The sequence below is a fragment of the Pseudoalteromonas porphyrae genome (assembly GCF_001298125.1).
GTDB lineage: Bacteria > Pseudomonadota > Gammaproteobacteria > Enterobacterales > Alteromonadaceae > Pseudoalteromonas > Pseudoalteromonas neustonica.
Genome location: NZ_LHPH01000007.1, coordinates 1 through 24112, shown reverse-complemented (window position 1 = coordinate 24112; position 24112 = coordinate 1). Strand labels below are relative to the sequence as shown.

The following is a 24112-nucleotide window of genomic DNA, read 5'->3' as shown; positions in this document are numbered from 1 at the left end:
CGAGGAAAAATGCATGTGGCTTGAAACGCTTAGGCGTCGCTTGGCTAAGCCAAAAACATCGGTGCAACTGTGCTTACTAGGTGTATGTGCTGGTTTAATTGCTGCGTTTTTTATCATCTTATTTCGTTTAACAATTTTATTCTTTCAAGGTTTATTTCTTGAAACACCTGATGACTTTACAACACTTCCAACCCTTGAACGGGTATTAATGCCCATTGGCGCGGCCTTTTTGATTGCCTTATTTGCAGCCCTAACAGGTTTTAAACATTATCGCTTAGGCATTCCCTTTGTTATTCACCGCATAAAGCGTCACTACGGACAAATGCCGTTATATAACACAGTTAATCAATTTGTCGGTGGTGCTCTGGCGTTAATTAGTGGTTTTTCTGTTGGACGTGAAGGGCCTTCAGTACATATGGGTGCAACGGGCGCAAGCTTGCTTGCTGATAAACTGCACTTACCTCACAATGCTATGCGCACGCTAAGCGGTTGTGGTGTGGCTGCGGGTATTGCCGCTTCGTTTAATACACCACTAGCAGCCGTCATTTTTGTGATGGAAGTGGTGCTCAGAGAGTATAAAATCCACATATTCGTCCCCATTATGCTTGCCGCCGTAACGGGGGCCCTTGCCACTCAATTTGTATTTGGTGATGTCTCTGAGCTTGCACTTATTGTTGTTAACCCCTTAAGCGGTTGGCATTACCCATTTTTAATCATTTTTGGGATGGCTTTAGGCGCGGTTGCTTTTGCGTTTAACCAAAACCTGATGATGATAATTCGCACGTTTAAACCCCTAAGTATGTTCCCGCGTTTACTATTGGCCGGCGTAATTGCAGGCGGTATAGCTTATATGGTCCCACAAGCGATGGGCTCTGGTATGAGCGCTATTACTATTGCAATTGAATCTCCTGATGATGTACAACTGTTAACAACCATTTTAATTGCTAAGTTGCTTGCCACCTTATTTGCGATTGGATTGGGTATCCCCGGTGGAATTATAGGCCCAGTTATTGGACTGGGTGTATTAATGGGCACTCTCATGGCATTTTTTGCACAATTTATTAGCCCCGGTGCTGATATAGCCGGCACTTATAGCGTATTAGGCATGGCAGGCTTACTCGCTGCCACACTGCATGCCCCGCTTGCCGCTTTAACAACCGTTATGGAACTGACCTCAAGTCCTGAGATTATTGTCCCTGCTATGCTGGTTATTTCGACAGCCTACGTCACTGCATTACAAATTTTTGGTAATCGTTCTATTTTCTTGCAGCAATTAGATTTTCAAGGTTTGTCGTATCATGTATCCCCTGCCACTGAGGCATTACAAAAAGTGGGGGTGATGGATGAAATGGATGAAAACTTTAAATTGCTCTACTCCGCGGATAAAGAACAAATTAAAACCAGCCTTGATGCTGTGAGTAGTCAAACACCCTTGATTGTTTACGATACTGAAAATGGCTACCGTTTAGCTGAATACGATTTAAGTTTAATGTCAGAACAAAACATATCAATAAATTACATTAACTTACAAGGCGTTAGTAGCCAATCAACACTTGCTGATGTATTTGACTTACTAAAAGATAAACGCAGCGGTGCTGTGTATATTTATAACTTACTCGATAACCAACAAATTATGGGAATTATGCGCTGGGATCAGATCCGCCATATCCTTACTATACGTAATAGCTTACTGTAACAAAAAATAAGAGAACACTATGAGCGCGCTACTAGTTTATAAAGCCTTACATGTATTTTTTATGATTGCCTGGTTTGCCGGCATATTTTACTTACCACGCCTTTTTGTTTATCACGCCATGAGTGAAGAACGAGCCTGTAATTCTATGCTTAAAGTGATGGAGCGTCGCTTGCTCTATTTTGTAACCCCTTTTGCCATATTAACAGCCGTATTTGGTGTACTACTCATTGTTGAATATGGCCGGGAATGGTTTAAATACAGCATGTGGTTGCATTACAAATTAGTACTCGTCATCGCACTGTATATATACCATGCGTATTGCTTTAAATTACTCGCTGATTTTAAACATGACCGTAATACACGCAGTGATCGCTTTTATCGTATTTTTAATGAGTTGCCCGTGTTAGCGCTATTAGTCATCGTATTTTTAGCCATAACTAAACCAAGTTTATAAAAAATTTGCTATAGTACCGCGCGATTGCGTGCCCATCTTTGATGGTTAGATCGCGCCCCTTTTCAATGTGATAGGAATAACCCCATGTTAAGTTTCCAAGGTGAAAATATTCTTTCGGTCAATCAGCTTGATCGTGACTGTATTGAACGTATCTTTGCAGTTGCAAAGAAAATGGAGCCATATGCTAAAAAGCAAAAACGCACAAACGTGCTTGAAGGGGCAATATTAGCAAACTTATTCTTTGAGCCAAGTACGCGTACTCGCGTAAGTTTTGGTACTGCTTTTAATTTATTAGGCGGTTTGGTTCGCGAAACAACCGGTATGCAAAGTTCAGCTCTTGCCAAAGGCGAGTCGCTCTATGACACCGCTCGTGTTATTTCAGCTTATGCCGATGCAGTCGCCATGCGCCACCCTGATTCAGGCTCAGTTGCTGAATTTGCAACCGGTTGCTCAGTGCCTGTCATAAACGGCGGCGATGGCCCAAACGAGCACCCGACACAAGCACTACTTGATTTACTGACTATTGAACGTGAACTTCACCGCTTTGATCAAAACATTGATGGTATGCACATCGCCCTTGTTGGCGATTTAAAATATGGCCGTACGGTGCATTCGTTATCAAAACTACTGTGTCATTATAAAAACATTAAGTTTTCGATGGTCGCACCTGACGGCTTACAAATGCCAAGCTACATTTTGGATGCTGTTGATAATGCGGGTCATAAAATAGAAATTGTTGATAAAATGGAAGGCAATTTAGCCGCTGACATTGTCTATCAAACACGTATTCAAGAAGAGCGCTTCCCATCACAAGAAGAAGCAAACAAATACCGTGGTGGCTTTAGAATTAGTCAATCTATTTATAATGCCCATTGCAAACCCAACTCTATTTTAATGCACCCACTGCCGCGAGATAGTCGTATGGAAGCTAATGAGCTCGATAACGATTTAAACCTAAATGACAACTTAGCAATTTTTCGTCAAGTACAAAATGGCGTATTAATTCGCATGGCTCTGTTTGCACTTACACTTGATGTTGCCGATAAAGTAGAGCAATACGAAGTTGCAGTGCCTTGGTTTAGCCGCAAACGCGATAGTTAATTTTTAAAGTGACAACTTAATAGGATTTTTCATGACAATTAGCCAAGATTTATTTGCCCGCGCACAACAATCTATTCCGGGTGGTGTTAACTCACCAGTACGTGCCTTTAATGGCGTTGGCGGCACACCGCTATTTATTACCAGCGCACAAGGCCCATTTACTTTCGATGCCGATGGCAATCGTTATATTGATTATGTAGGTTCATGGGGTCCGATGATTATGGGCCATAATCACCCTGCAATTAAGCAAGCAGTGCTTGAAGCGGTAGAAAATGGCCTAAGTTACGGCGCACCTACCGAAGCTGAAATATTAATGGCCGAAAAAGTAAAAGAGCTAGTTCCATCAATCGAAAAAGTTCGCATGGTAAGCTCAGGAACTGAAGCCACCATGAGCGCAATTCGCTTAGCTCGTGGCTTTACTGGCCGTGACAAAATACTTAAATTTGAAGGGTGTTACCACGGTCATGCTGATTCACTACTAGTGAAAGCAGGCTCAGGTGCATTAACTATGGGCGTGCCTAATTCACCGGGTATTCCTGAAGATTTTGCTAAGCACACATTAACAGTGTCGTTTAATAACCTTGATGAAGTGAAAGCCATTTTTGCAAAATATGCAGATGAAATTGCGTGTATTATTGTAGAGCCAGTGGCCGGCAACATGAACTGTATTCCTCCTATTCCTGGCTTCTTAGAAGGCCTGCGTGAAGTATGTGATGAATATAAATCAGTGCTTATTTTTGATGAAGTAATGACCGGCTTTCGCGTAGCACTTGGCGGCGCACAGGCTTATTACAACATCATCCCTGATTTAACCTGTTTAGGTAAAGTTATTGGCGGCGGTATGCCTGTGGGCGCGTTTGGCGGTAAAACGCAGATCATGGATTACATAGCTCCAGTTGGCCCTGTCTATCAAGCGGGTACTCTTTCAGGTAACCCTATTGCAATGGCCGCAGGTTTGAAAGCGCTAGAGCTACTTAGCGTTGAAGGCCTACACGCTAAGCTTGAAGCGAAAAGTAAAGCAATCTGTGAGGGTTTTGAAGCAGCAGCAAAAGCTGCAGGTATCGCCCTTACAACTAACTATGCCGGTGGCATGTATGGCTTTTTCTTTACTGATCAAGACAAAGTAACCACTTACGAGCAAGCTACACAATGCGATTTAGAGCGCTTTAAAAAGTTTTTCCACTTAATGCTTGAAGAAGGCGTTTACTTGGCCCCATCAGCATTTGAGGCAGGTTTTGTATGTTCTGAGCATTCAGAGCAAGAGATTACAGATACGATTGCCGCTGCACAGCGCGCTTTTGCTAAACTATAAGTATTAGGGTGTGTTGTTCTTTCGTGATTAATTTTGCAGCAGACTGTTTGGTATTTAGGCAAGACAGCGCCTATGGTGCGTGGTTGTTCCCCATAAATCGACGATAACGCAGTATAAATGCCAAACATGCGCTGCCCAAAGAGTTCTTTCTAGGGGCGATTAACTCTTTGTTACCTACATGGAGGAAAGGTAAGGGGCGTGAGCAGGACGCGGAAGCTTTGCTCGATTTTTACTTATTCTCACATGGATGTGAGCCAGTAGAATAACGCAGGAGCAGTTATCGAGCCCACTCGATGACAAACCTCGCGCCGCGATTAAATCGCCCCTGGATTGAACAAATTTCAATCCACAAAGGTCAATACGCCCTCGTTTTAATGTAATTAAAAAGCCCGTAAGGGCTTTTTTTGTTTATAGGCTAATATTAATGAATGATATTGCAAGTAAGCTAGGTCTTACTAAACAGCATTCACTATTTTGCCTATAACAAGAGAGCACTATGTCAGGACTACGACGCGCAACTTCCCCTGCTATCAACTTGATGGCAAATTTAAAATACAAAACTAAAATTAGTCTAGTATTTGGTATTTTATTAGTTCCCCTAAGTGTTAGCCTATTCTTCTTACTCTCGTTATTAACCGATAGTATTCATGTTTCAACAATGAAACGTCAAGGTTTACAAAGTTACAGTGCTTTACTCGAAAACCAAATGAATTCCCAAACAAATAAAAATGCTGCTATTGCTCGCAGCTTCGGTTATCAAGTTAGTGACTCTCAAAACAAGGATGCGCTTGAATTAGTCTCTATCCAATCGCAACTCGCTGTGGATGATCATTTAGCCAGTGCTTACTTGAACCGCGCACTGGTATCTCCCATCCCAGCTTTAATAGAACAAGTTAATTTAACAAGCAATAGCGCAAATACAGTTTTAACTAATAAAGGCTTTACTCCTGACACATTTATAGCGCTGTCAAATTTATCTAAATCCTTACCTCAGTATGAAGAAAACATTGAAAAAACCTTATTCGTAGCCACAACGGCTAACAAACAAGTGAGTAAAATTTTAACTCCTTTGATAAATAAACTACAGCAAAGTACCCTTAACTTTAAGCGCGCCATCGACAGCAAACTATTAGAGCCCGATAATTTAGAAATAACACAGGCCGAGTTTTCTCAATTACATCAAGCAGTCACCAGCAATATCAAAGAACTTATAAAGCAAAGTGTGCCAACACTTGAGCAACTAATTACTGACAAGTTACAGCAGCAACAATGGATCAGAAACATTGTATTAATTGCTTCAATATTAAGTTTGTTGAGTGCATTTTATTTATTAATTGGTTTTTATTTTGCTGTAGTGGATGGTATTACCCGATTTGCTGGCGCAGCAGAACAAGCTGCTAATGGCGATCTAAGTGCTAGATTAGAATCTATCGGCAGTGATGAAATGAGCATTATTACAGCCCGTTACAATGCATTACTAAAAGCATTTAGTAATCTATTAGCAGAAGTAAAAAAAACAACCGTAGATTTAAGCAGCGCTACGGTATCACTTGAACAAGCAAGCCATCAAACAAGTCATGATGTAAGCGAGCAACAAGGGCGTGTAAATACAATTCACAACGCATTAAGTGATATGTCAGACAGTGCTCATGCTGTTGAAGAATCAGCAAATCAAGCAATGTTAATTGCGCAAAATGCAGCCCAACATGTTAAAGAAGGCTCGCGTAACACCATGGAGCTTGCTCAGTATATGCAAGACTTACAAGTGGAGTTTAGCGAAAACCAACAAGCACTCGATCGCCTAGCCGTGGATAGCCAAAATATTGGTAATGTAAGTAAAGGTATTAGTGAAATAGCTGATCAAACCAACTTATTAGCGCTAAATGCCGCTATTGAAGCAGCGCGCGCTGGAGAGCAAGGCCGTGGTTTTGCTGTTGTTGCTGATGAAGTACGAACACTTGCTTTACGTACACAGGCACAAACTCAAGAAATACACCAAATTATCAGCTCATTGCAGCAAGCATCAGATGATACACAACAAAAAATGCGTTCAAGTGTAGAGAAGATGGTGCACTCAGTGCAGTCAGCAAATGACACTAATAATGTGCTACAAAATGCAGAAAAAAGCATGCAAGAGATCAAAGTACAAGGTGAGCAAATTGCGCAGCGTGTGCAATTACAATCCCAAGCAACAACCCAAGCGTTAAACGATGCCCAACAAATTAGTCACTTAGCAGAGCAAACCCAAACATCTGCGCAGTCTAGCCTATGTGATGCGAAAAAAATTAGTCAGCTTTCAGAGCTACTATCCGATGCAATGCGATTTTTTAAATCTTAATGTATGCTATAAAAAAGCCAACTTATGTTGGCTTTTTTACTTAGAGACTTAACGCTGGCAACTTGGCCTTGGTTCGAACTCGCTAACCCTAAGTGGTAGTTGAATAACTTTACCGCATCCCGGTGGTGCTTGTTTTCCTGTCAGTTCATTAATAAATGCCCAGCGAATCGAAGCAGGACGTGTATCGGCAATTGCTTGTGGGTTAAGCGGTTTAAGATAACGGATATACGCTTCAAGCGCCCCTACACTGCCTGTTAAGCCCGTACTTTTATTATCATCACGACCAAGCCATGCGACCGTTACTGTATTTTGATCAAACCCTGCAAACCAGCTATCACGCAAGTCATTACTCGTGCCTGTTTTACCCGCTAACTGAATTGACGGAAAATGGGCATTTAAACGTTTTGCGGTACCATCTTTTGTCACTCGCTTCATCGCATACTTGGTCATGTACATGGCGTCTTTTGCAAACCTTGGCTGTGATTTCACCTTATGTGAATACAAAACACTGCCTACAGAATCAGTCATTGCTGAAATCGATGTCAGCGCTCGGTATTCACCGTCAGCTGCAAGCGTGGTGTAAAGCTGCGCCACCTCAAAGCTCGACATTTCAAGTGCACCTAATAATAGTGAAGGATAATGATCTATTTGCTCTTTAACACCCAGTTTATTAAGTGTATCGGCGACGTTATCAACACCAACATCCAAGCCCAAATTCACTGCTGGAATATTAATACTTTGACTAAACGCTTTATAAAGCGGCAACATACCACGAAACTGACGATCAAAGTTCTCAGGCTGCCATACTTTTCCTTGCTCATTTGTCACCTGCAAAGGTGAATCATCTAACAAGGTGGCTAAGTTATAATTAGGCGAACCAAGTGCCGTTAAATATACCGCAGGCTTCACCAATGAACCAATATTTCGTTTAGTATCAAGTACACGGTTAAACCCTAAAAAGCGCGGATCACGTCCCGCAACTAAAGCCGATACACCGCCTTTTTCTACATTAACTGAGATCATCGCCGCTTCTAACTGCTCTGTCGTTGAGCGCTTCTCTAAGTACGGTAAACTATTTGCTATAGCCTCTTCCATCGCAGCTTGTTTTTGCAAATCAAAATAGGTAAACACCCTCACACCGGCATCTAGCACCTCTTGATCAGGTAATAGTTTTTTCAACTCACGATCAACTAACTCCAAATAACCCGGGTATGATTTTGTAATGCTGTCTTTCATTGGTGACACAGTAATAGGACGCTTTAGCGCTGCACGGTACTCTCTGGTATCAATTAATTGATTTTCGACCATTAAACGCAATACTAAGTCACGGCGTTCCATCGTCCGTTCACTATAACGACGCGGGTTGTAATATGACGGACCTTTAACCATTGCCACCAGTAAGGCTATTTGGTCAAACTCAAGTTCATCAACGGGCTTTGAAAAATAAAAGTCTGACGCTAACCCCATGCCATGAACACCTTGGTTATAGGATTGACCAAGGTATACCTCGTTTAAATAGGCTTCTAGGATCTGATCTTTTGAATAACGGTAGTCTAAAATTAAAGCAATAAGTGCTTCGTTGAATTTACGCACCAGCGTGCGCTCACGGGTCAAATAAATATTTTTAGCTAACTGCTGTGTTAGCGTACTGCCACCTTGAACCGTACGACCGGCTTTAATATTACTATACAAAGCACGCATAATTGACCACACAGACACACCATGGTGTTTATAAAAATTTTGGTCTTCAACCACCAGCAAGGTATCTTTTAGCATTGGCGGGAATTTATCAAGTGGTACAAATTCGCGATCTTGTTTTGAGTCATTGCCAATACGTGCTATTTGCACCGGCTCCAAACGCGCTGAATTAACACGGCGCCCAAACTTATCTTTAATCGTCGCCAGTTTTTGCCCCGCGAAACGCAGCTCAATTTCACTCGCTTGCTCAAACCCGTCATAAAAATCAAACTCACGACGGTAAATTTTGATACTGTCTGGACCTTTAATATATTGGCCAGTACGGCTTATTTTATTAACGGAAGAATAACTTAAGCGTTTGAGCTCCCAAATAACTTCGTCACTAGATAAAAACTGTCCTGGATAAAATGTCATTGCTCTGGCGTATACTTGCGCAGGCAGTTGCCATTTATTACCTTCAAATTGGCGCGTTACCTTTGCATCAAGATAAATCAAATATAAACTCATAGCGACGATACCCGCTAAAGTTAACTTCCAGAAAATAGACCATAGCTTACGCCCAATACTGCGCTTTTTAACATTTTCAGACGCGTTCTTTTTAGCTTCAGTTTTTTTATTGGCAGTGGTTTTACTCACCGTTTTTTTTGCGGCTTTAGGTGTCGAGCTTGGCTCTTTTTTTGCAGGGCGTTTTGAAGACGTTTTTGTTGTTCGCGAGTCTTTTTTATCAGTCATTGACGTTGCTATTTATTTCCAGAAGTTAATTTTACAGAGGTAATGACGACAATATTAACACCTGTAAAATTAACAGTCACTGAAACTTAGCGTGTACACAACCAAAGTGAATGGATCACGGCAGGTATAAAAAAGATAAAACATAGAACGATATTAATGATGAGATCTTTACCCACACCCGCTTTTAAAAATACAGCTATCGGTGGTAAAAATAACGACAAAATGATCAGTACTAATTTGTTATCCATAAGGATCCTTATTATAGTTTGGTAATAATTTTGACCTAAGCATAGCCAGTAATCGTTATTTTTCCTATGCGAATGTTCTGATTTTTCCGTGTCTGTATTGTCTATCGCACAAAAAAGCCCTAACCGCAGTTAGGACTTTGTTTTGAACACACAATTATTTAAATTTGCTATTACTGATTAGTTACCACGCACAGAGACAAACTCAGGATAAGCATCAATACCACAATCGTGCTGATCCATTCCATTTAACTCTTCTTCTTCTGTGACACGAATACCTATGGTTTTCTTCAAAACAGTCCATACAATGACTGACGCTATAAATACAAACCCTAAAATACACACCAAACCAATTAACTGATTAACAAAGGTTGCCTCTGCATTCGTAACAGGCACTAGCATGATACCAAGTACCCCGCATACACCATGAACTGAAATTGCACCAACGGGATCATCAATTTTAACTTTATCCAGCGCTACAATGCTAAATACCACGAGTGAGCCACCTAAAACACCCAATAAACACGCCATTACCGGCGAAGGTGATAAGGGGTCTGCCGTAATCACAACGAGTCCTGCCAATGCACCGTTAAGCACCATTGTTAAGTCTGCTTTACCCCATAGCACTTTACATACAAACAACGCTGCAATTGCGCCAGTGGCCGCAGCGGCATTGGTGTTTAGTAATATTTTGCCTACGGCAGTTGCATTTGCTGCATCTGAAATTAATAACTGAGAACCACCGTTAAAACCAAACCATCCCATCCATAAAATAAACGTACCCAATGTTGCTAACGGCAAGTTAGAACCCGGAATTGGATAAATTTCACCATTTTTACCGTATTTACCTTTACGAGCACCAAGCATTAATACACCTGCAAGCGCCGCCGCTGCACCTGTACCGTGCACAATCGCAGAACCTGCAAAGTCAACAAAACCCATTTCAGATAAGAACCCTCCACCCCAAGTCCAATAGCCCTCAATCGGGTAGATAAAACCGGTTAATACAATTGCAAATGCAAGAAAAGCCCATAACTTCATACGCTCAGCAACAGCCCCCGATACAATTGACATCGCAGTTGCTACAAATACAACTTGAAAGAAGAAGTCTGACTCCAAAGAATGATCTGCATCAGCAGCTTGCGTGCCTATTAATGCGCCAAGCGAAGGGACTAAGCCACCTTCAGTGTTGTCTACATACATAATGTTGTAGCCAACCAGTAAAAACATGGTGCATGCGATTGCATACAACGCCACATTTTTAGTTAAAATTTCAGTGGTATTTTTTGAACGCACTAAACCGGCTTCAAGCATGGCAAAACCTGCAGCCATCCACATCACTAAAATACCTGAGATTAAAAAATAAAATGTATCTAACGAGAATTTGAGTTCTATAATCGTGTTTTCCATAAAGCCCCCTTAAATTGCTTCTTCATCTAATTCACCCGTACGAATACGGACAATTTGATCCAAGTCGTAAACGAAAATTTTGCCGTCACCTATTTTTCCTGTTGAAGCAACCTTAGTAATGGTTTCAACAACACGTTGGCAATTTTCGCTACGAGTAGCAATTTCGATCTTTATTTTTGGAATAAAATCGACTTGATATTCGGCGCCGCGATATAACTCGGTGTGCCCTCGTTGACGGCCAAACCCTTTAACGTCAACAACGGTCATTCCTTCAATGCCTAAATCAGCCAATGCTTCTCGCACATCATCCAGTTTAAATGGCTTTATTATTGCACTAATCATTTTCATAGTGGCCCCCTTCGGACGCTTATTGTTATCCTGTTTCCTTAGATAATCCAACCTTTGTGCCACTATTTAAAGCTCTTATTAAACAAGAGCTTATTAATTAAAGTTAATTTTAAGCAATAAAAAACGCACCATATAGGTGCGTTTTATTAACATTTCTACAGTGCTGGTGCAGCACACTAGCTTTGTTGTACAACACAATCTCTGTCTTGCGCTTTTGCTTGATATAACGCCTTATCTGCCAAGCGCATCGCACTCGTTAATGTTACATTTTGAAAGTTTGCTAAGCCAATGCTTACCGTAATGGTAAATGACTGACCATTTATAACAAAGTCATACGCAGCAAGACGTGATCTAAATGCATCAAGTAGCGGGTATGCTTGCTCTAAACTGATGTCAGCCAACACAATTGCAAACTCTTCACCACCTACACGCGCTACCGTAAAACCTTTGAAAGAGCTGCGTAATAAAGACGCAACTTGCTTTAATGCCTGATCGCCTGCTTCATGACCAAACTTGTCATTAATCGCTTTAAAAAAGTCAATATCCAGCAATGCTAAGCTATTTTTACGTGCTGTTTCCTTTAAAAGCGACTCTGCAAATTGATAAAAGTAACGTCGATTATATAAACCAGTTAAATCATCACGATATGCACTTTCTTTAATATCTGCGATTAACGAAAGTTGCTCCATTGTTTGCAATACCCGACAATGGAACTCTTCGTTCATAAATGGCTTTGTTAAAAAGTCATTAGCGCCATACTTTATAAAGCGTGCTGATAGGCCATGTTTGCCAGCCCCAGATAACCCTATGATGGCTAAATCATCACGCCCTCTAAAATTGCGCACCGCTTTAACTAATTCAAAACCATCCATAGTAGGCATAGCGTAATCAGTCATGAGTAGTTTAATTTCAGCGTCTTTTTTTAGAATTTTTAGCGCTTCTTCACCATCATGGGCCACTTGTACATCAAACAACTGCTTTTCTAGCATTTGTTTCATCAATGAACGACTTAGTAACGAGTCATCAGCAACTAATGCTTTACATCCTTGATTACGTAATAATTGTGCAACCAATTTTACAGCGTAATGATACGAATCACGGTTGTCTTTAATAACATAATCAACAACCCCTATCTCGAGCATTTCTTGGCGCTTGTATTCATCAATTTTTGAGGTTAAAACAACTGTAGGAACATTTTTTTCCAACGTGTATTTAACAACCTCACCGTTCATTGCGTCGGGAAGAGTTAAGTCAACAAGCGCCAAAGTATAGTTTTGATTGCTTATATATTCTTTAGCCTCTGCTAGTGACCAAGCAAAATCAACTGCTACATTAAGGTAGTGGGCAACTAAATGGCGCAACACTTGCTGAACAACTTTACTATCTTCAACCACTAAAACTCTTTGCATAAATCTTCTCTATACTGCAGATGGATTTTGCTTGTTTTATCCCTTCCCTAAGAAACAACAAAGCACAACGTAATAATTTAGCATGGAATATACTCCACTCTTGTAATAATCAAAATCTATTAAGGTTAATATACGCATAAAGCATACTTTCTTTGAAAAAAGCTAATATAAACTTCTGCCTCTTAACGATTAATACTGGTAGCTAGTCTCATTACCTTTGTTATTTTCTAAAAAATTATCTTTAATAGGCTAACTTTCGTTTAAAGGATCCCCCATGAAGCTTGTCAGTATCATTAGTTTATCTCTGGCCGCACTAACAGTAAGTGTAACAACCAGTAGTTATGCCACAGACAATCAACGCCGAATCGACGTTGACAGTAATGTTGTAACTCAACATAAAGCGCGTATTAATGGTGAGCGTTTTTCTTATACCGCTACCACAGGTACACAGCCGGTGTGGGACGATAAAGGCGATGCGGTTGCCACCTTGCAATACACTTACTACGAGCGAGATAAGGTCGATGATCGCACTAAGCGCCCATTACTAATTTCATTCAATGGCGGGCCAGGTTCTGCATCTGTATGGATGCACTTAGCCTATACTGGACCACGCGTATTAAAAATTGATGACGAAGGTTACCCAATTCAACCTTATGGCGTTAAAGACAACCCATATTCTGTGCTTGATGTTGCTGACATAGTTTACGTAAACCCTGTAAATACAGGGTACTCGCGGGTAATTGAAAATGAAAAAGGCGAATTATTAAGCAAAGATGCACAAAAGAGTATGTTTTTTGGCGTAAATGCCGACATAAAATACTTAGCAGAATGGCTAAATACTTTTGTAAATCGTAATGAACGCTGGCGCTCACCAAAATTTTTAATCGGTGAAAGCTACGGCACTACGCGTGTATCTGGCCTTGCTCATGAACTACAAAATCGTCAATGGATGTACATCAACGGTGTTGTTTTAGTGTCCCCTACTGATATTGGGATTAAACGCGATGGCCCAGTAAAAGCCGCTAACCGCCTGCCATATTTTGCTGCCACTGCCTGGTATCACAAAGCACTAAGCCCGGAACTACAAGCTAAAGATCTAGATGAATTACTGCCTGAGGTAGAAAATTTTACTATCAACAAACTAATTCCTGCACTTGCCAAAGGTGGTTTTATTGGTGATGAAGAAAAGAACGCGATTATTAAACAAATGGCGCTTTATGCAGGGGTATCTGAAAAATTTGTTCAGCAAAACAACCTTGATATTCCAAACAACTTCTTTTGGAAAGAACTATTACGTGAACGCGGGCAAACACTGGGGCGTTTAGATTCACGTTACCTAGGAATTGATAAACGTGACGCTGGCGAATCACCTGACTATTGGCCTGAGCTAACGTCGTGGTTGCATTCATTTACACCGGCCATTAACCATTATCTTCGTGAAGAGCTTAACTATAAAACAGACATAAAATACAACTTGTTTGGTAATGTTCACCCGTGGGATCGCAGTAATAACAAAACAGGCGAGAACCTACGTTTAGCAATGGCACAAAACCCATATCTTAATGTACTTGTTCAAGCCGGCTACTTCGATGGCGCAACAAACTACTTTGATGCTAAATACACTATGTGGCAGCTCGATCCAAGCAGTAAAATGCGCGATCGTTTAAGCTTTAAAGGCTACCGTAGTGGCCACATGATGTACCTACGTCATGCCGATTTAGAAAGTTCAAATAACGATTTACGTGACTTTATGCTCAAAGCATTGCCTAAAGAAGGTCAAGCTGCAAAATACTAATCGTATTAACGTTTACAACAGCCCGCTTATTGCGGGCTTTTTTTCACCCATGATTTTGATCTACCCAAGTCGCGTATTTAGGATGTTACAAGGGCTTAGGGTCAAAGCGTTACCTTGTGTAATAATACCTTGGCTAAATCGCTTTTAATTCCAACGACACTCGCATCTTTAGGTGGCTTGGGTATATACTCAAACTATTGATCTCACGTTTTTGGAAAACACAGATGGCAGAAAACTTCCGTGTCATGTTTGCAGGGCTAGCGCCAGATACAGAGCAAGCACAAGCGATCACCCAATTAGCTACAAAGCTAAAAGCCCCCACAAGCAAAGTCGCTGCCTTTTTTGACAACAAACCTCTATTTGCACCATGTGAAAAAGAAAAAGCATTAAAACAAGCCAAGTTACTTGCCAGTGTTGGTATCACAAGCAAGTTACTGCCACTAAATAATTCAGCCTCGGCAACAAATAATAACGACACAGCAAGCTTACGTGACGAACGTATTTTTAATGCCCTTGATTACATTACAAGCAGCTTAATTCGCATAGAAGAAAAGCTCGACGACTTAGAACAGCGTTTACCTGCTACAGCACAACAACCTTTAGAAGATGAAACCGATGATTGGCAAGATGACGACTTACTCATCGATGACGAACTAACAACCCCGGTAAAAAAACGCAGTAATATTTTATTATATTCACTGATATCGATGGTGATCCTGCTATTAATTGTATTGGGCTTATCGTTTTTGTTTCCTGATTTTTTTAATATTTTGGATAGTTAAAAGGTAATATACGCTTAAAATGAGCCAACAAAGAGCCACAATCCGTCAAGAAACCCGAAGAAAACGCAATTCACTGTCAAATAATGAACAAAAAATTGCAGCCTCTGCGCTCAAAGTGAATTTTACTCAACATTTAAAACTACAAAAAACAACTCAAAATGCCCATGTAGGTATTTATTTAAGTAATGATTCAGAATTAGATACATCATTGTTAATAAAAGACCTTTGGTCTAAAAACCACACCACCTACCTCCCTATCATTCACCCATTTAACGGCACTACTTTATACTTTCAGCGCTATGAAGAAAATTCACCCATGAGGCCAAATCGCTATGGTATCTTGGAGCCTAAGTTAAATTGTAGTCAGATATGCCCACTTGCAGAGCTTGATTATCTACTTATGCCATTAGTTGCATTTGATGATCACGGCAACCGTTTAGGGATGGGGGGTGGCTTTTATGATAAAACGTTGGCGCGCTACGAAAAAGAAAATTGGCAAAAACCACAACTAATAGGCCTTGCACATCAATGCCAACATGTGGAAAATTTACCAATTGAATCGTGGGATGTACCACTAAAGTTCATAATCACACCACAGAAAATCTATCATTGGTAAGCAATTAATTTGTATACTAACGTTTAGCAACTCCACCTATAGAGCATAAAACTATGACACAAGACGAATTAAAAAAAGCCGCTGCTTGGGCAGCCCTAGAGTTTGTAAAAGAAAACACGATAGTAGGTGTTGGCACCGGCTCAACGGTAAATCATTTTATTGACGCCCTTGGCACAATAAAAGACACCATTAAAGGTGCGGTTTCAAGCTCTGATGCATCAACTGCAAAGTTAAAAGAACTAGGCATTGAAGTATACGAATTAAACGATGTAGATGGCCTTGATGTATACATAGATGGCGCTGATGAGATCAACACCCTAAACGAAATGATCAAAGGCGGCGGCGCAGCTCTCACCCGCGAAAAAATAATTGCAGCCGTGGCTAAACAGTTTGTATGTATTGTTGATGATACGAAACTAGTCGACACACTTGGTGAGTTTCCACTGCCAGTCGAAGTGATTCCAATGGCGCGAAGCTATGTAGCCCGTGAATTACTAAAGCTTGGCGGCGACCCTGTTTATCGCCATGGAGTGGTGACTGATAATGGCAATGTCATTTTAGACGTTCACAATTTATCAATCACTCAAGCAAAAGAATTAGAGCTAACAATTAATCAAATTGTTGGTGTAGTAACTAACGGCTTATTTGCCCATCGCGGTGCAGATAAAGTCATTATAGGCACCAAAAATGGGCCACAAATTAAATAAATAGGATGAGGATATGAGTAAGGTATCGTTAGCAAAAGACAAAATTAAAATTCTCTTGCTTGAAGGTGTGCACCAAAGTGCAGTTGAAACACTTAAACGTAATGGTTACAGCAACATTGATTACGTAAAAACATCGTTACCTGAAGATGAGCTAATTGAGCGTATTAAAGATGTGCATTTTGTCGGCCTTCGTTCTCGTACTCATATCTCAGAAGCTGTTTTAGAAGCCGCAGATAAACTCGTTGCGATAGGCTGTTTTTGTATCGGCACCAATCAGGTTGATTTAAATGCAGCCCGCCAGCGCGGCATTGCAGTATTCAACGCGCCGTTTTCTAACACTCGCTCTGTTGCTGAACTTGTACTAGGTGAAATACTCCTGTTGTTCCGTGGTATTCCTGAGCGTAACGCCATTGCACACCGTGGCGGCTGGTTAAAAACGGCCAATGGCTCATTTGAAGCAAGAGGTAAAACACTCGGTATTATTGGTTACGGCCACATCGGTACTCAACTGGGTATTATGGCTGAAAATATCGGCATGAATGTTGAGTTTTTTGACATCGAAGACAAACTAAGCCTAGGTAATGCCAAGCAAGTGCATAACTTAACGCAATTATTACAACGCGCCGATGTTATAAGCCTACACGTACCAGAAACACCGCAAACCAAAAACCTTATTGGCACAGCAGAGCTTTCAGTAATGAAGCAAGGCGCAATATTAATCAACGCCTCTCGCGGTACTGTGGTTGATATTGACGCCCTAGCCGAAGCCCTTACAGAGAAAAAGTTAAGTGGCGCAGCCATCGATGTATTCCCTGTTGAACCAAAATCTAACGCAGATGAATTTATCTCGCCACTGCGTGAATTCGACAACGTGATTTTAACACCGCACATTGGTGGTTCAACACAAGAAGCACAAGAAAATATCGGCATTGAAGTTGCTGGTAAATTAGCGAAATATTCAGATAACGGCTCAACAATTACTGCTGTTAACTTCCCAGAAGTATCGCTTCCAGAGCTTGCAAATCGTAGCCGCTTATTACACGTACACCACAATCGCCCTGGTGTACTAACACAAATTAACCAAGCGTTTGCCCAGCACGGCATCAACATCGCCGCGCAATACTTACAAACAGACGAAGCCATTGGTTATGTTGTAATAGATGTGGATACCGATCACTCTGAAGTCGCACTTAAAGAATTAAGTGCAGTAGAGGGAACGATTAGAGCGAGAATTTTGCACTAAAAGCTAAGCTGTAAGCGAAAATAATAAAAGCCGTGCCTGTTAAGTTAAGCACGGCTTTTATTTAGATTAGCAATCGTCTTTCTAAACCAGAACAGAGCATTAAACATAATGAAGAAATCCAGCTTGATTTTATTGAAATTATTCATTTAAGCGGCTATCTACGACATGCAGTTTACACATTTCACTCCTGACGATTTAGCAGCTACCTACTTTATTCTTACTGCTTGCCAACATTAAGAAATTCCGCATAAACTTCTAAATCAATGTGATCCCCAACAATCGGTATATAACTGTCCATACCAAAGTCAGAACGTTTTATTTGACCTACCGCGCTAAAACCAATGGTGTATTTCCCTGTCATCCAGTTGTCTGCTCCACCGTGAAATGTGGCTTTAAACGTCACTGGTTTAGTAACGCCTCTAAGCGTTAAATCGCCTGAGAAATTAAAACTGGTATCAGATACAACCGTAACGGTGTGACTAGTAAATGATGCTTGTGGAAAGCGTTCACTGTTAAACCAAGTGTTATTTTGTAAGGTTTCTGCTAACTCAGTATTATTAATATCGATAGAGCTAATATCCACCACTGCGTTTAATGACGCGACAGCCATATTATTAGGATCAAAGTTCAGTTGTGCATCAAATTGATTAAAACGTCCTACATAGGTTGATAACCCTAAATGTTGGATTTTAAATATTAATGCAGCATGTTGATTATCTAGCTGATATTCACCTGCTTGAAGCGCTATCAACTCAGATTTAACAGTGGGTGCAATCCAACTCACACAACTTGTCAGTAACAGCGCACCGCACATGACTGAGACCGAATGTATAAATGTTCGCGTTGTATTCTTTAATGCTGAGTTCATAGTAGTTAAGCCATTAGTGATGTGTTAAGTATTGGTAAAACAAAACGTCATTTTTCATATAAATCAAAATATATACCCAAGCCACCTCAAAATGCGAGCGTCGTTGGAGTTAAAAGCGATTTAGGCAAGGCATTGATTGCAAATAATAGTGGTTCTATTGTTCAAATCAATAACGCAGTATAAATCGCTTTTAAACCAACCCTCTGGGCCTTTCACAGGCGCTTACTCTCTACGTTGTTACTTCTTAAAAGGGACGACCATTATTGCAAAGTAACGCCTTGATATTAAGCGCCTGTGGAACGCTGAATTCTGCATCTTGAGGTGGCTTGGGTATATAATGCCTCATATTTTCCATTTTCACCTCTCTTTTATATTCATGATGGAGTAAAGACCACTGTGAACACTAAAGACGAGCTACTTACCTTTTCTCTTTTGAATACTTAATCTTTTGAAATTGATTAAATAGCTCACATGAATCATTAACAATTTCGTAGCCATCATAAAAAGACATTGAATATTCCCTTGTAACATCCATAAACCCAATAAGTGGCCAGTGACCTTGGGCTGCTTTATTCAATGAGAGGTATTTACCTGTGAGGCCGATATGGCAATTATTAATTTTTAATACATCGAGATCAGATAAACCTCTAATACTGATTCTTTCTTTACCTCGACTAAAGCAAGAAGCCATATTTAGGCATAAAAAATTACCTTCTTCTGTTTTGAGGAAGTACCCAGCAACCTTAATTTCGACTTTATTATATTCATCTGGAGAACTTATTAAGTTGATAATACTGACATAAGGAGTGCTTATTTTCATGTCTGAAAAAACGTTGAAAGAAACAACCAATATGATAAAAAATATAACTATTTTCATTTAATAACCTTTCGCAATTGATACTTTTGAGTGATTAAAAAATGCCACTTCGCTATCAGAATGACAATTAAACCCAGTAACTTAAAAATAACGATTAGGGCTTGGCTTTTACCTAAGCATTTTATGTTCGTAGCGCTTGAAACCTCAATACTGTTTTAAGTTTTTCAGGTGCAACTTTACGAGGATCACTTCGATATATCTCCCTATGTATTTTGGATTGGCGCTAAATGCCTGCATTTTTTGCAAACTCTTCCATTTTTTAAAGCTGATTGGTTCGTCTTCAAAAATGCCTAAATGCAATATTTGAAAACCAAAGGGGTCAAACCCTGACTTCAGACATCATAATTATTAACTGTCCGCAATTTGCTCTAAACCGTCATTCAGTTTATTATTTCACTCGATGATTGTATCAAAATAGGAACTCTTCTATCGCTGATACACTAACAAAAAATAAATTCAAAACGAGTGGTTCTACAGGTTCGTTAAACGTTAAAAATGGTATTTCAATATGAGAAAAGAGTTTTTATTTAAAGTTAAAGGTCACACTATTAAAGTAGTTAATTCTTGGATGCGCGGCGTAAAATTATATGTTGACGGTGATTTACGTGATCACGATTCTAGCTTGTTCGCTAATGGTAAAATAGCACTCGTTTGTGCAAAGTTAGGTGATTATGGCGTGCTAGAAATTAATCCATTATCGTCGTTATTCTCTGTAGAAATTGATGCATTTCTAATTTTAAATAATTCACAACAACATGTTTACAGCTCACATAAACGCTTGAGTTTAACTGAACAAAGAACAGCGCAATAAACTTATGGCCGAGTTAGTGAAGGAATGACCTATAACATGCACTTTGTTATTAGTGACAAGTGAAATTGGCCATATATTTACTGTAATAACTTAAAAATAACAATTAGGGCTTGGCTTTTTTCTAAGCATTTTATGTTCGTAGCGCTTGAAACCTCAATACTGTTTTAAGTTTTTCAGGTGCAACTTTACGAGGATCACTCAGATATATCTCCCGATGTATTTTGGATTGCCGCCCAATGCCTGCATTTTTTGCAAACTCTTCCATTTTTTTAAAGCTGATTAGTTCATCTTCAAAAATGCCTAAATGCAACATTTGTACGCAAAGACCTTCAGACGAACGTTCAAAATTTAGCTGCGCTAATAATGGATTTTTCTTCTTTGCTTTTGCCACTTCAAGCATTTCTTTAAAGAAGTATTCATCCACAAAATCGGGTTGGCGTATCATCAATTTATATACAAAGTCGTCTTTGTTGATCACACCGGTAAAGTTCGCTTTTGCAGCATCAGTAATGTCCCAAACGCCCTCCAGAAGATATACCGTAAAATCATAATAACCCTTTGGCGTCACATCCATTTTTTTTAGCGTCATTTTTATCGTATAGGCTAACGAATATAAAGCGCCAATTTTTTCAGTAAATATGCTTTTTGCCGGACTGCCTGTGCCTTCGATTGTTATAAACTTAAACTCAGGCACATCTATTATTTCAGGTTGATTTTTTGGAAGGTACAGCGCTTTCTCTTTTTTCCTCCATTCATATTTAGCTTGCATAAACATCCTCTTTTATACCTAAGCAGATTAAACGCTAAATATTAAGGCGTTCTAGCTAAGGGTCTCATTAAAATATCGATTAGCTTACCTATTCAGCCAATGCCAGCTCTACACCCAAAGTTGCATGTATTTGTGTTGTATCGTATAAGATAATATCTGTATCGCATTGCTGTACGAGCAAAGCTATTTCTGTGCAGCCAAGGATCACTGCTTGAGCACCTTCTCTAGCAAGGGCGTTAATAATATTTATGTATTTAACTTTAGATTGTGGGTTAATCGTTCCTTGGCACAATTCATTATAAATAACATCATGCACAATTTGTTGATCCGCTTTATTGGGCACAACCACATCAATTGCGAACTTATCGGTGATACGTCCTTTATAAAAGTCTTGCTCCATTGTAAACCGCGTACCTAACAACCCTACTTTACTAATATTATCACGCAATAAAAATTGCGCTGTTGCATCAACGATGTGCAAAATTGGAATCGATAACTCTCGCTCAATATCAGGTGCCACTTTATGCATCGTATTGGTACAAATCATTAAAAAATCAGCGCCCGCTTGCTCGATTGATTTAGCTGCACTCGTCAATATTTTAGCTGTTTCTTGCCAATTACCTTCATGTTGAAGCTTTTCAATATCATCGAAATTAACACTGTGTAGAAAAATCTTAGCGCAATGCAAGCCACCAAGCCTAGCTTTAACGCCTTGATTAATTAATGTGTAGTAGCTTGAGGTTGACTCCCAACTCATTCCACCTAAAAGTCCAATCGTTTTCATTAATTTCACCAATTTTTGTTATAAAACCTAATTAGTAGGCATTGCTCAGCTTTAAGCTAAGTATAGTCACAGGCTTTATTAAACGAAGAAGAAAGCACAAAAAATAAGGTTAACGGTCTTTATTTAAACGCCTTATCTTTTATATATGTGATAAAGCACTTACTCTTTCAAATCAATCGCATTTATAGTGCCCCTACATTTTGAACATTAAACCTAACACATATTCACTTTACCTCTAACATATCAGTACAAAAAACCAGCCAAAACCACAAGTGATTAACAAATTTATTCCCTATAAAAAACACACCTATCACAAGGCCTTCACCTAGCTATTTATGAAATCCAGGTTGTTTTAATCACGAGCCAAAATTCAATTTAAAACAATAAAATACAAAAACTTAAAGAAAACAAGGCAACATTGAAAACGTATTCACACCCGATTTTAATTAGCACATAATCAATACTAAAAAATGATGGTTCCACCCTCAAGAACCAATAAGAAGAACAAAAACCATTTACATTATGATACAAAAATGCAATAAATATAGAACTTTAATAAACAAGGAGATAAATGGATGAAAAAGTTAATTATTGCCACGGCTTTACTTTCACTAGGCTATAGCGGTTCGACTTTAGCTGCACATGTTGAATGTATGATAAACGGCACACCTACACAGCAAGAGTATTCAGTTGATCATTGTTCAAGCACAACAAATTCGCCTCGCCCAGGTGTTGCGTTTAGGTTTGTTAGTGATAGACCTATCCAGGAGGTTACTTGGAGTTACAGTGCATCTAACTCAGGAACTTGGCGATGCGGCACGTCATCATATTGTACATTTAATGAAAATGGCCGTTTTGGTGAGTTTTTAGCTGATGCTAATGCTTGTGTTACTAGGGTGTTATATACTGACGGTACTTGGGAAAATAGCAATTATTGTGCCTTCGGTATTTATAATAAGCCGTATTCTTCAATCCCATATTCTGAATAAAATAAACTTCGTTATGCGCTAATCTATTCATAGGTATGCGTGGAGTTAAAAACGAGCATTTTAATTTAGAAATTAAATAGTAAAAAAAGCGCGAGATATACTCGCGCTTACAACTTACAGCTTTTTATAACTCTGCGATCTATTCACCTTTCGCTTTTAAATTTATAAACTCTGCTAGCTCGTTTGGTTGGCCCATCAAAGTAAATATTTGCTGATTAATCTCTGTCATTGTTTGCCCTGCGGGTAAACTGGCTGACACTGTTAATAAACCTAAACCTTGTGTGAAGTCTCTAATTGCCTGTGCAAGCTCGTCACTAACAGGGGCTTGCTGTAGCTGCATTTCAACCATTTGCTGCATTTGTTCTAGCGTCATGCCTTGCTTACTTAATACTTGTTCAACAAGGGCTTTAAACTCGCCTTCGTTATTAAGTTTAATTTCAATACTACGAGGCTCAAGTTCTGAGATAGCTTGCATTAATAAAGTTTGTTGCTGTAATTGCTGCTCAAGCGGCAACGCCTGTGTACCTTGCGCTTGTTGCATTTTACCCATTGCTAGTGAAGCTTCCATTAGTGCTTTTGATTTAGCTAAACCTAGATCAAAGTTAAGCGCAACAATCTGGTTTGCGTTGAGCGAAAAAGCAATATCGCTGTCGCCAGAGTTTTCGTCGTAGTTCATTAGCGTGTGTAAATCGTAACTTGCTGAGGCAAGTTGGTTATTTGCATCATTTGGTAGTTGCGCTACAAACGCATCACTAAATTTAAAGCCTTTTAATGACAGCTCTGTACGCGGTGCTATTTTATCAACCTCGTAACCTGCAACTGTAATACTGCTTATTTGCGCAATACTTTCGTTATCAAAACCTTTGATTTCAACACCTGATAATTCAAAACGCAACAAATTAGCCCGAATTCAGGTTCCAAGTGCACCAAACCTTAAATCACTAATTAATAAAGACTTCTTCAGCTGTCTGATAATTTAGTATTTTCCTTGGGCGAGTATTAATTTTCATTACAACCTCTTGGAGTTGTTCATTAGTTATAGTTGAAAAATCAGTTTTCTTTGGGAAATAACGCCTGATCAGACCGTTTGTATGTTCATTTGTTCCTCGTTGCCACGAACAATAAGGA

The 24112-nt window shown here is 39.7% G+C and carries 23 protein-coding genes; 12 read left to right on the top strand and 11 right to left on the bottom strand.

Features of this window, described 5'->3' with window-relative positions; genetic code table 11:
- Positions 1-13 precede the first annotated feature (13 nt).
- From ADS77_RS07180 to ADS77_RS07160, 5 genes are all read left to right on the top strand, one after another.
- Positions 14-1696, top strand: coding sequence for a chloride channel protein (locus tag ADS77_RS07180; RefSeq protein ID WP_054453667.1), 1683 nt, complete (start codon positions 14-16; stop codon positions 1694-1696).
- 19 nt (positions 1697-1715) lie between these two features.
- A complete protein-coding gene (locus tag ADS77_RS07175; RefSeq protein WP_054205534.1) occupies positions 1716-2150 on the top strand; it encodes a CopD family protein in 435 nt (144 codons plus the stop codon).
- Between the two features lie 84 nt (positions 2151-2234).
- A complete protein-coding gene (locus tag ADS77_RS07170) occupies positions 2235-3251 on the top strand; it encodes an aspartate carbamoyltransferase (RefSeq protein WP_054205533.1) in 1017 nt (338 codons plus the stop codon).
- Between the two features lie 31 nt (positions 3252-3282).
- A complete protein-coding gene (gene hemL / locus ADS77_RS07165) occupies positions 3283-4563 on the top strand; it encodes a glutamate-1-semialdehyde 2,1-aminomutase (protein ID WP_054453665.1) in 1281 nt (426 codons plus the stop codon).
- Positions 4564-5059: 496 nt separating this feature from the next.
- A complete protein-coding gene (locus ADS77_RS07160; protein WP_054453664.1) occupies positions 5060-6901 on the top strand; it encodes a methyl-accepting chemotaxis protein in 1842 nt (613 codons plus the stop codon).
- A 48-nt stretch (positions 6902-6949) separates the two neighbouring features.
- On the opposite strand, the gene mrcB is transcribed toward ADS77_RS07160, so the two are convergent.
- The 5 genes from mrcB to ADS77_RS07140 form a co-directional block, all read right to left on the bottom strand.
- On the bottom strand, positions 6950-9331 hold the full coding sequence (gene mrcB / locus ADS77_RS07155) for a penicillin-binding protein 1B (RefSeq protein WP_054453663.1): 2382 nt from the start codon (positions 9329-9331) through the stop codon (positions 6950-6952).
- 86 nt (positions 9332-9417) lie between these two features.
- Complete coding sequence (locus tag ADS77_RS21590; RefSeq protein WP_082355624.1) at positions 9418-9579, bottom strand: YqaE/Pmp3 family membrane protein; 162 nt, start codon at positions 9577-9579, stop codon at positions 9418-9420.
- Positions 9580-9756: 177 nt separating this feature from the next.
- Positions 9757-10986: an ammonium transporter gene (locus ADS77_RS07150; RefSeq protein ID WP_054204192.1), complete on the bottom strand. Its 1230-nt coding sequence runs from the start codon at positions 10984-10986 to the stop codon at positions 9757-9759.
- A 9-nt stretch (positions 10987-10995) separates the two neighbouring features.
- Complete coding sequence (locus ADS77_RS07145; RefSeq protein WP_054204193.1) at positions 10996-11334, bottom strand: P-II family nitrogen regulator; 339 nt, start codon at positions 11332-11334, stop codon at positions 10996-10998.
- Positions 11335-11510: 176 nt separating this feature from the next.
- Positions 11511-12743, bottom strand: coding sequence for a response regulator (locus ADS77_RS07140; protein ID WP_054204194.1), 1233 nt, complete (start codon positions 12741-12743; stop codon positions 11511-11513).
- A gap of 274 nt (positions 12744-13017) precedes the next feature.
- Between ADS77_RS07140 and ADS77_RS07135 the strand changes: the two genes are divergently transcribed.
- From ADS77_RS07135 to serA, 5 genes are all read left to right on the top strand, one after another.
- Positions 13018-14538, top strand: coding sequence for a S10 family peptidase (locus tag ADS77_RS07135; RefSeq protein ID WP_054204195.1), 1521 nt, complete (start codon positions 13018-13020; stop codon positions 14536-14538).
- A 224-nt stretch (positions 14539-14762) separates the two neighbouring features.
- Entirely contained in the window at positions 14763-15320 is a 558-nt protein-coding gene (locus ADS77_RS07130; protein WP_054453661.1) for a hypothetical protein, read from the top strand.
- A 19-nt stretch (positions 15321-15339) separates the two neighbouring features.
- Positions 15340-15936, top strand: a complete 597-nt coding sequence (locus tag ADS77_RS07125) for a 5-formyltetrahydrofolate cyclo-ligase (RefSeq protein WP_054453659.1) — start codon at positions 15340-15342, stop codon at positions 15934-15936.
- A 53-nt stretch (positions 15937-15989) separates the two neighbouring features.
- On the top strand, positions 15990-16643 hold the full coding sequence (rpiA, locus tag ADS77_RS07120) for a ribose-5-phosphate isomerase RpiA (protein ID WP_054204198.1): 654 nt from the start codon (positions 15990-15992) through the stop codon (positions 16641-16643).
- Between the two features lie 13 nt (positions 16644-16656).
- Positions 16657-17886 (top strand): phosphoglycerate dehydrogenase, encoded by a 1230-nt coding sequence (serA, locus tag ADS77_RS07115; RefSeq protein ID WP_054204199.1) that lies wholly within the window; start codon positions 16657-16659, stop codon positions 17884-17886.
- Positions 17887-18103: 217 nt separating this feature from the next.
- On the opposite strand, the gene ADS77_RS07110 is transcribed toward serA, so the two are convergent.
- On the bottom strand, positions 18104-18754 hold the full coding sequence (locus ADS77_RS07110) for a YceI family protein (protein WP_152960592.1): 651 nt from the start codon (positions 18752-18754) through the stop codon (positions 18104-18106).
- A 418-nt stretch (positions 18755-19172) separates the two neighbouring features.
- Positions 19173-19631, bottom strand: a complete 459-nt coding sequence (locus ADS77_RS07105; RefSeq protein ID WP_054453655.1) for a hypothetical protein — start codon at positions 19629-19631, stop codon at positions 19173-19175.
- Positions 19632-20139: 508 nt separating this feature from the next.
- Between ADS77_RS07105 and ADS77_RS07100 the strand changes: the two genes are divergently transcribed.
- On the top strand, positions 20140-20442 hold the full coding sequence (locus ADS77_RS07100; RefSeq protein ID WP_054453654.1) for a hypothetical protein: 303 nt from the start codon (positions 20140-20142) through the stop codon (positions 20440-20442).
- A gap of 130 nt (positions 20443-20572) precedes the next feature.
- Here the strand turns inward: ADS77_RS07100 and ADS77_RS07095 are convergent, their stop codons facing one another.
- Both ADS77_RS07095 and ADS77_RS07090 read right to left on the bottom strand, forming a co-directional pair.
- The gene (locus tag ADS77_RS07095) at positions 20573-21211 is read right to left on the bottom strand and encodes a GyrI-like domain-containing protein (RefSeq protein ID WP_054453649.1); all 639 of its coding nucleotides are present in this window, start codon (positions 21209-21211) and stop codon (positions 20573-20575) included.
- A gap of 88 nt (positions 21212-21299) precedes the next feature.
- On the bottom strand, positions 21300-21995 hold the full coding sequence (locus tag ADS77_RS07090) for an aspartate/glutamate racemase family protein (RefSeq protein ID WP_054204202.1): 696 nt from the start codon (positions 21993-21995) through the stop codon (positions 21300-21302).
- 575 nt (positions 21996-22570) lie between these two features.
- On the opposite strand from ADS77_RS07090, the gene ADS77_RS07085 reads away from it, so the two are divergent.
- Positions 22571-22984 carry a hypothetical protein gene (locus tag ADS77_RS07085; RefSeq protein WP_054204203.1) on the top strand — a complete coding sequence of 138 codons (414 nt, stop codon included), beginning with the start codon at positions 22571-22573 and terminating at the stop codon, positions 22982-22984.
- 139 nt (positions 22985-23123) lie between these two features.
- On the opposite strand, the gene ADS77_RS07080 is transcribed toward ADS77_RS07085, so the two are convergent.
- Positions 23124-23879, bottom strand: a complete 756-nt coding sequence (locus tag ADS77_RS07080) for a hypothetical protein (protein ID WP_054453647.1) — start codon at positions 23877-23879, stop codon at positions 23124-23126.
- A gap of 46 nt (positions 23880-23925) precedes the next feature.
- Positions 23926-24112: transposase (locus ADS77_RS22650; protein WP_410054812.1), on the bottom strand; the 187-nt coding region annotated here is incomplete at its 5' end.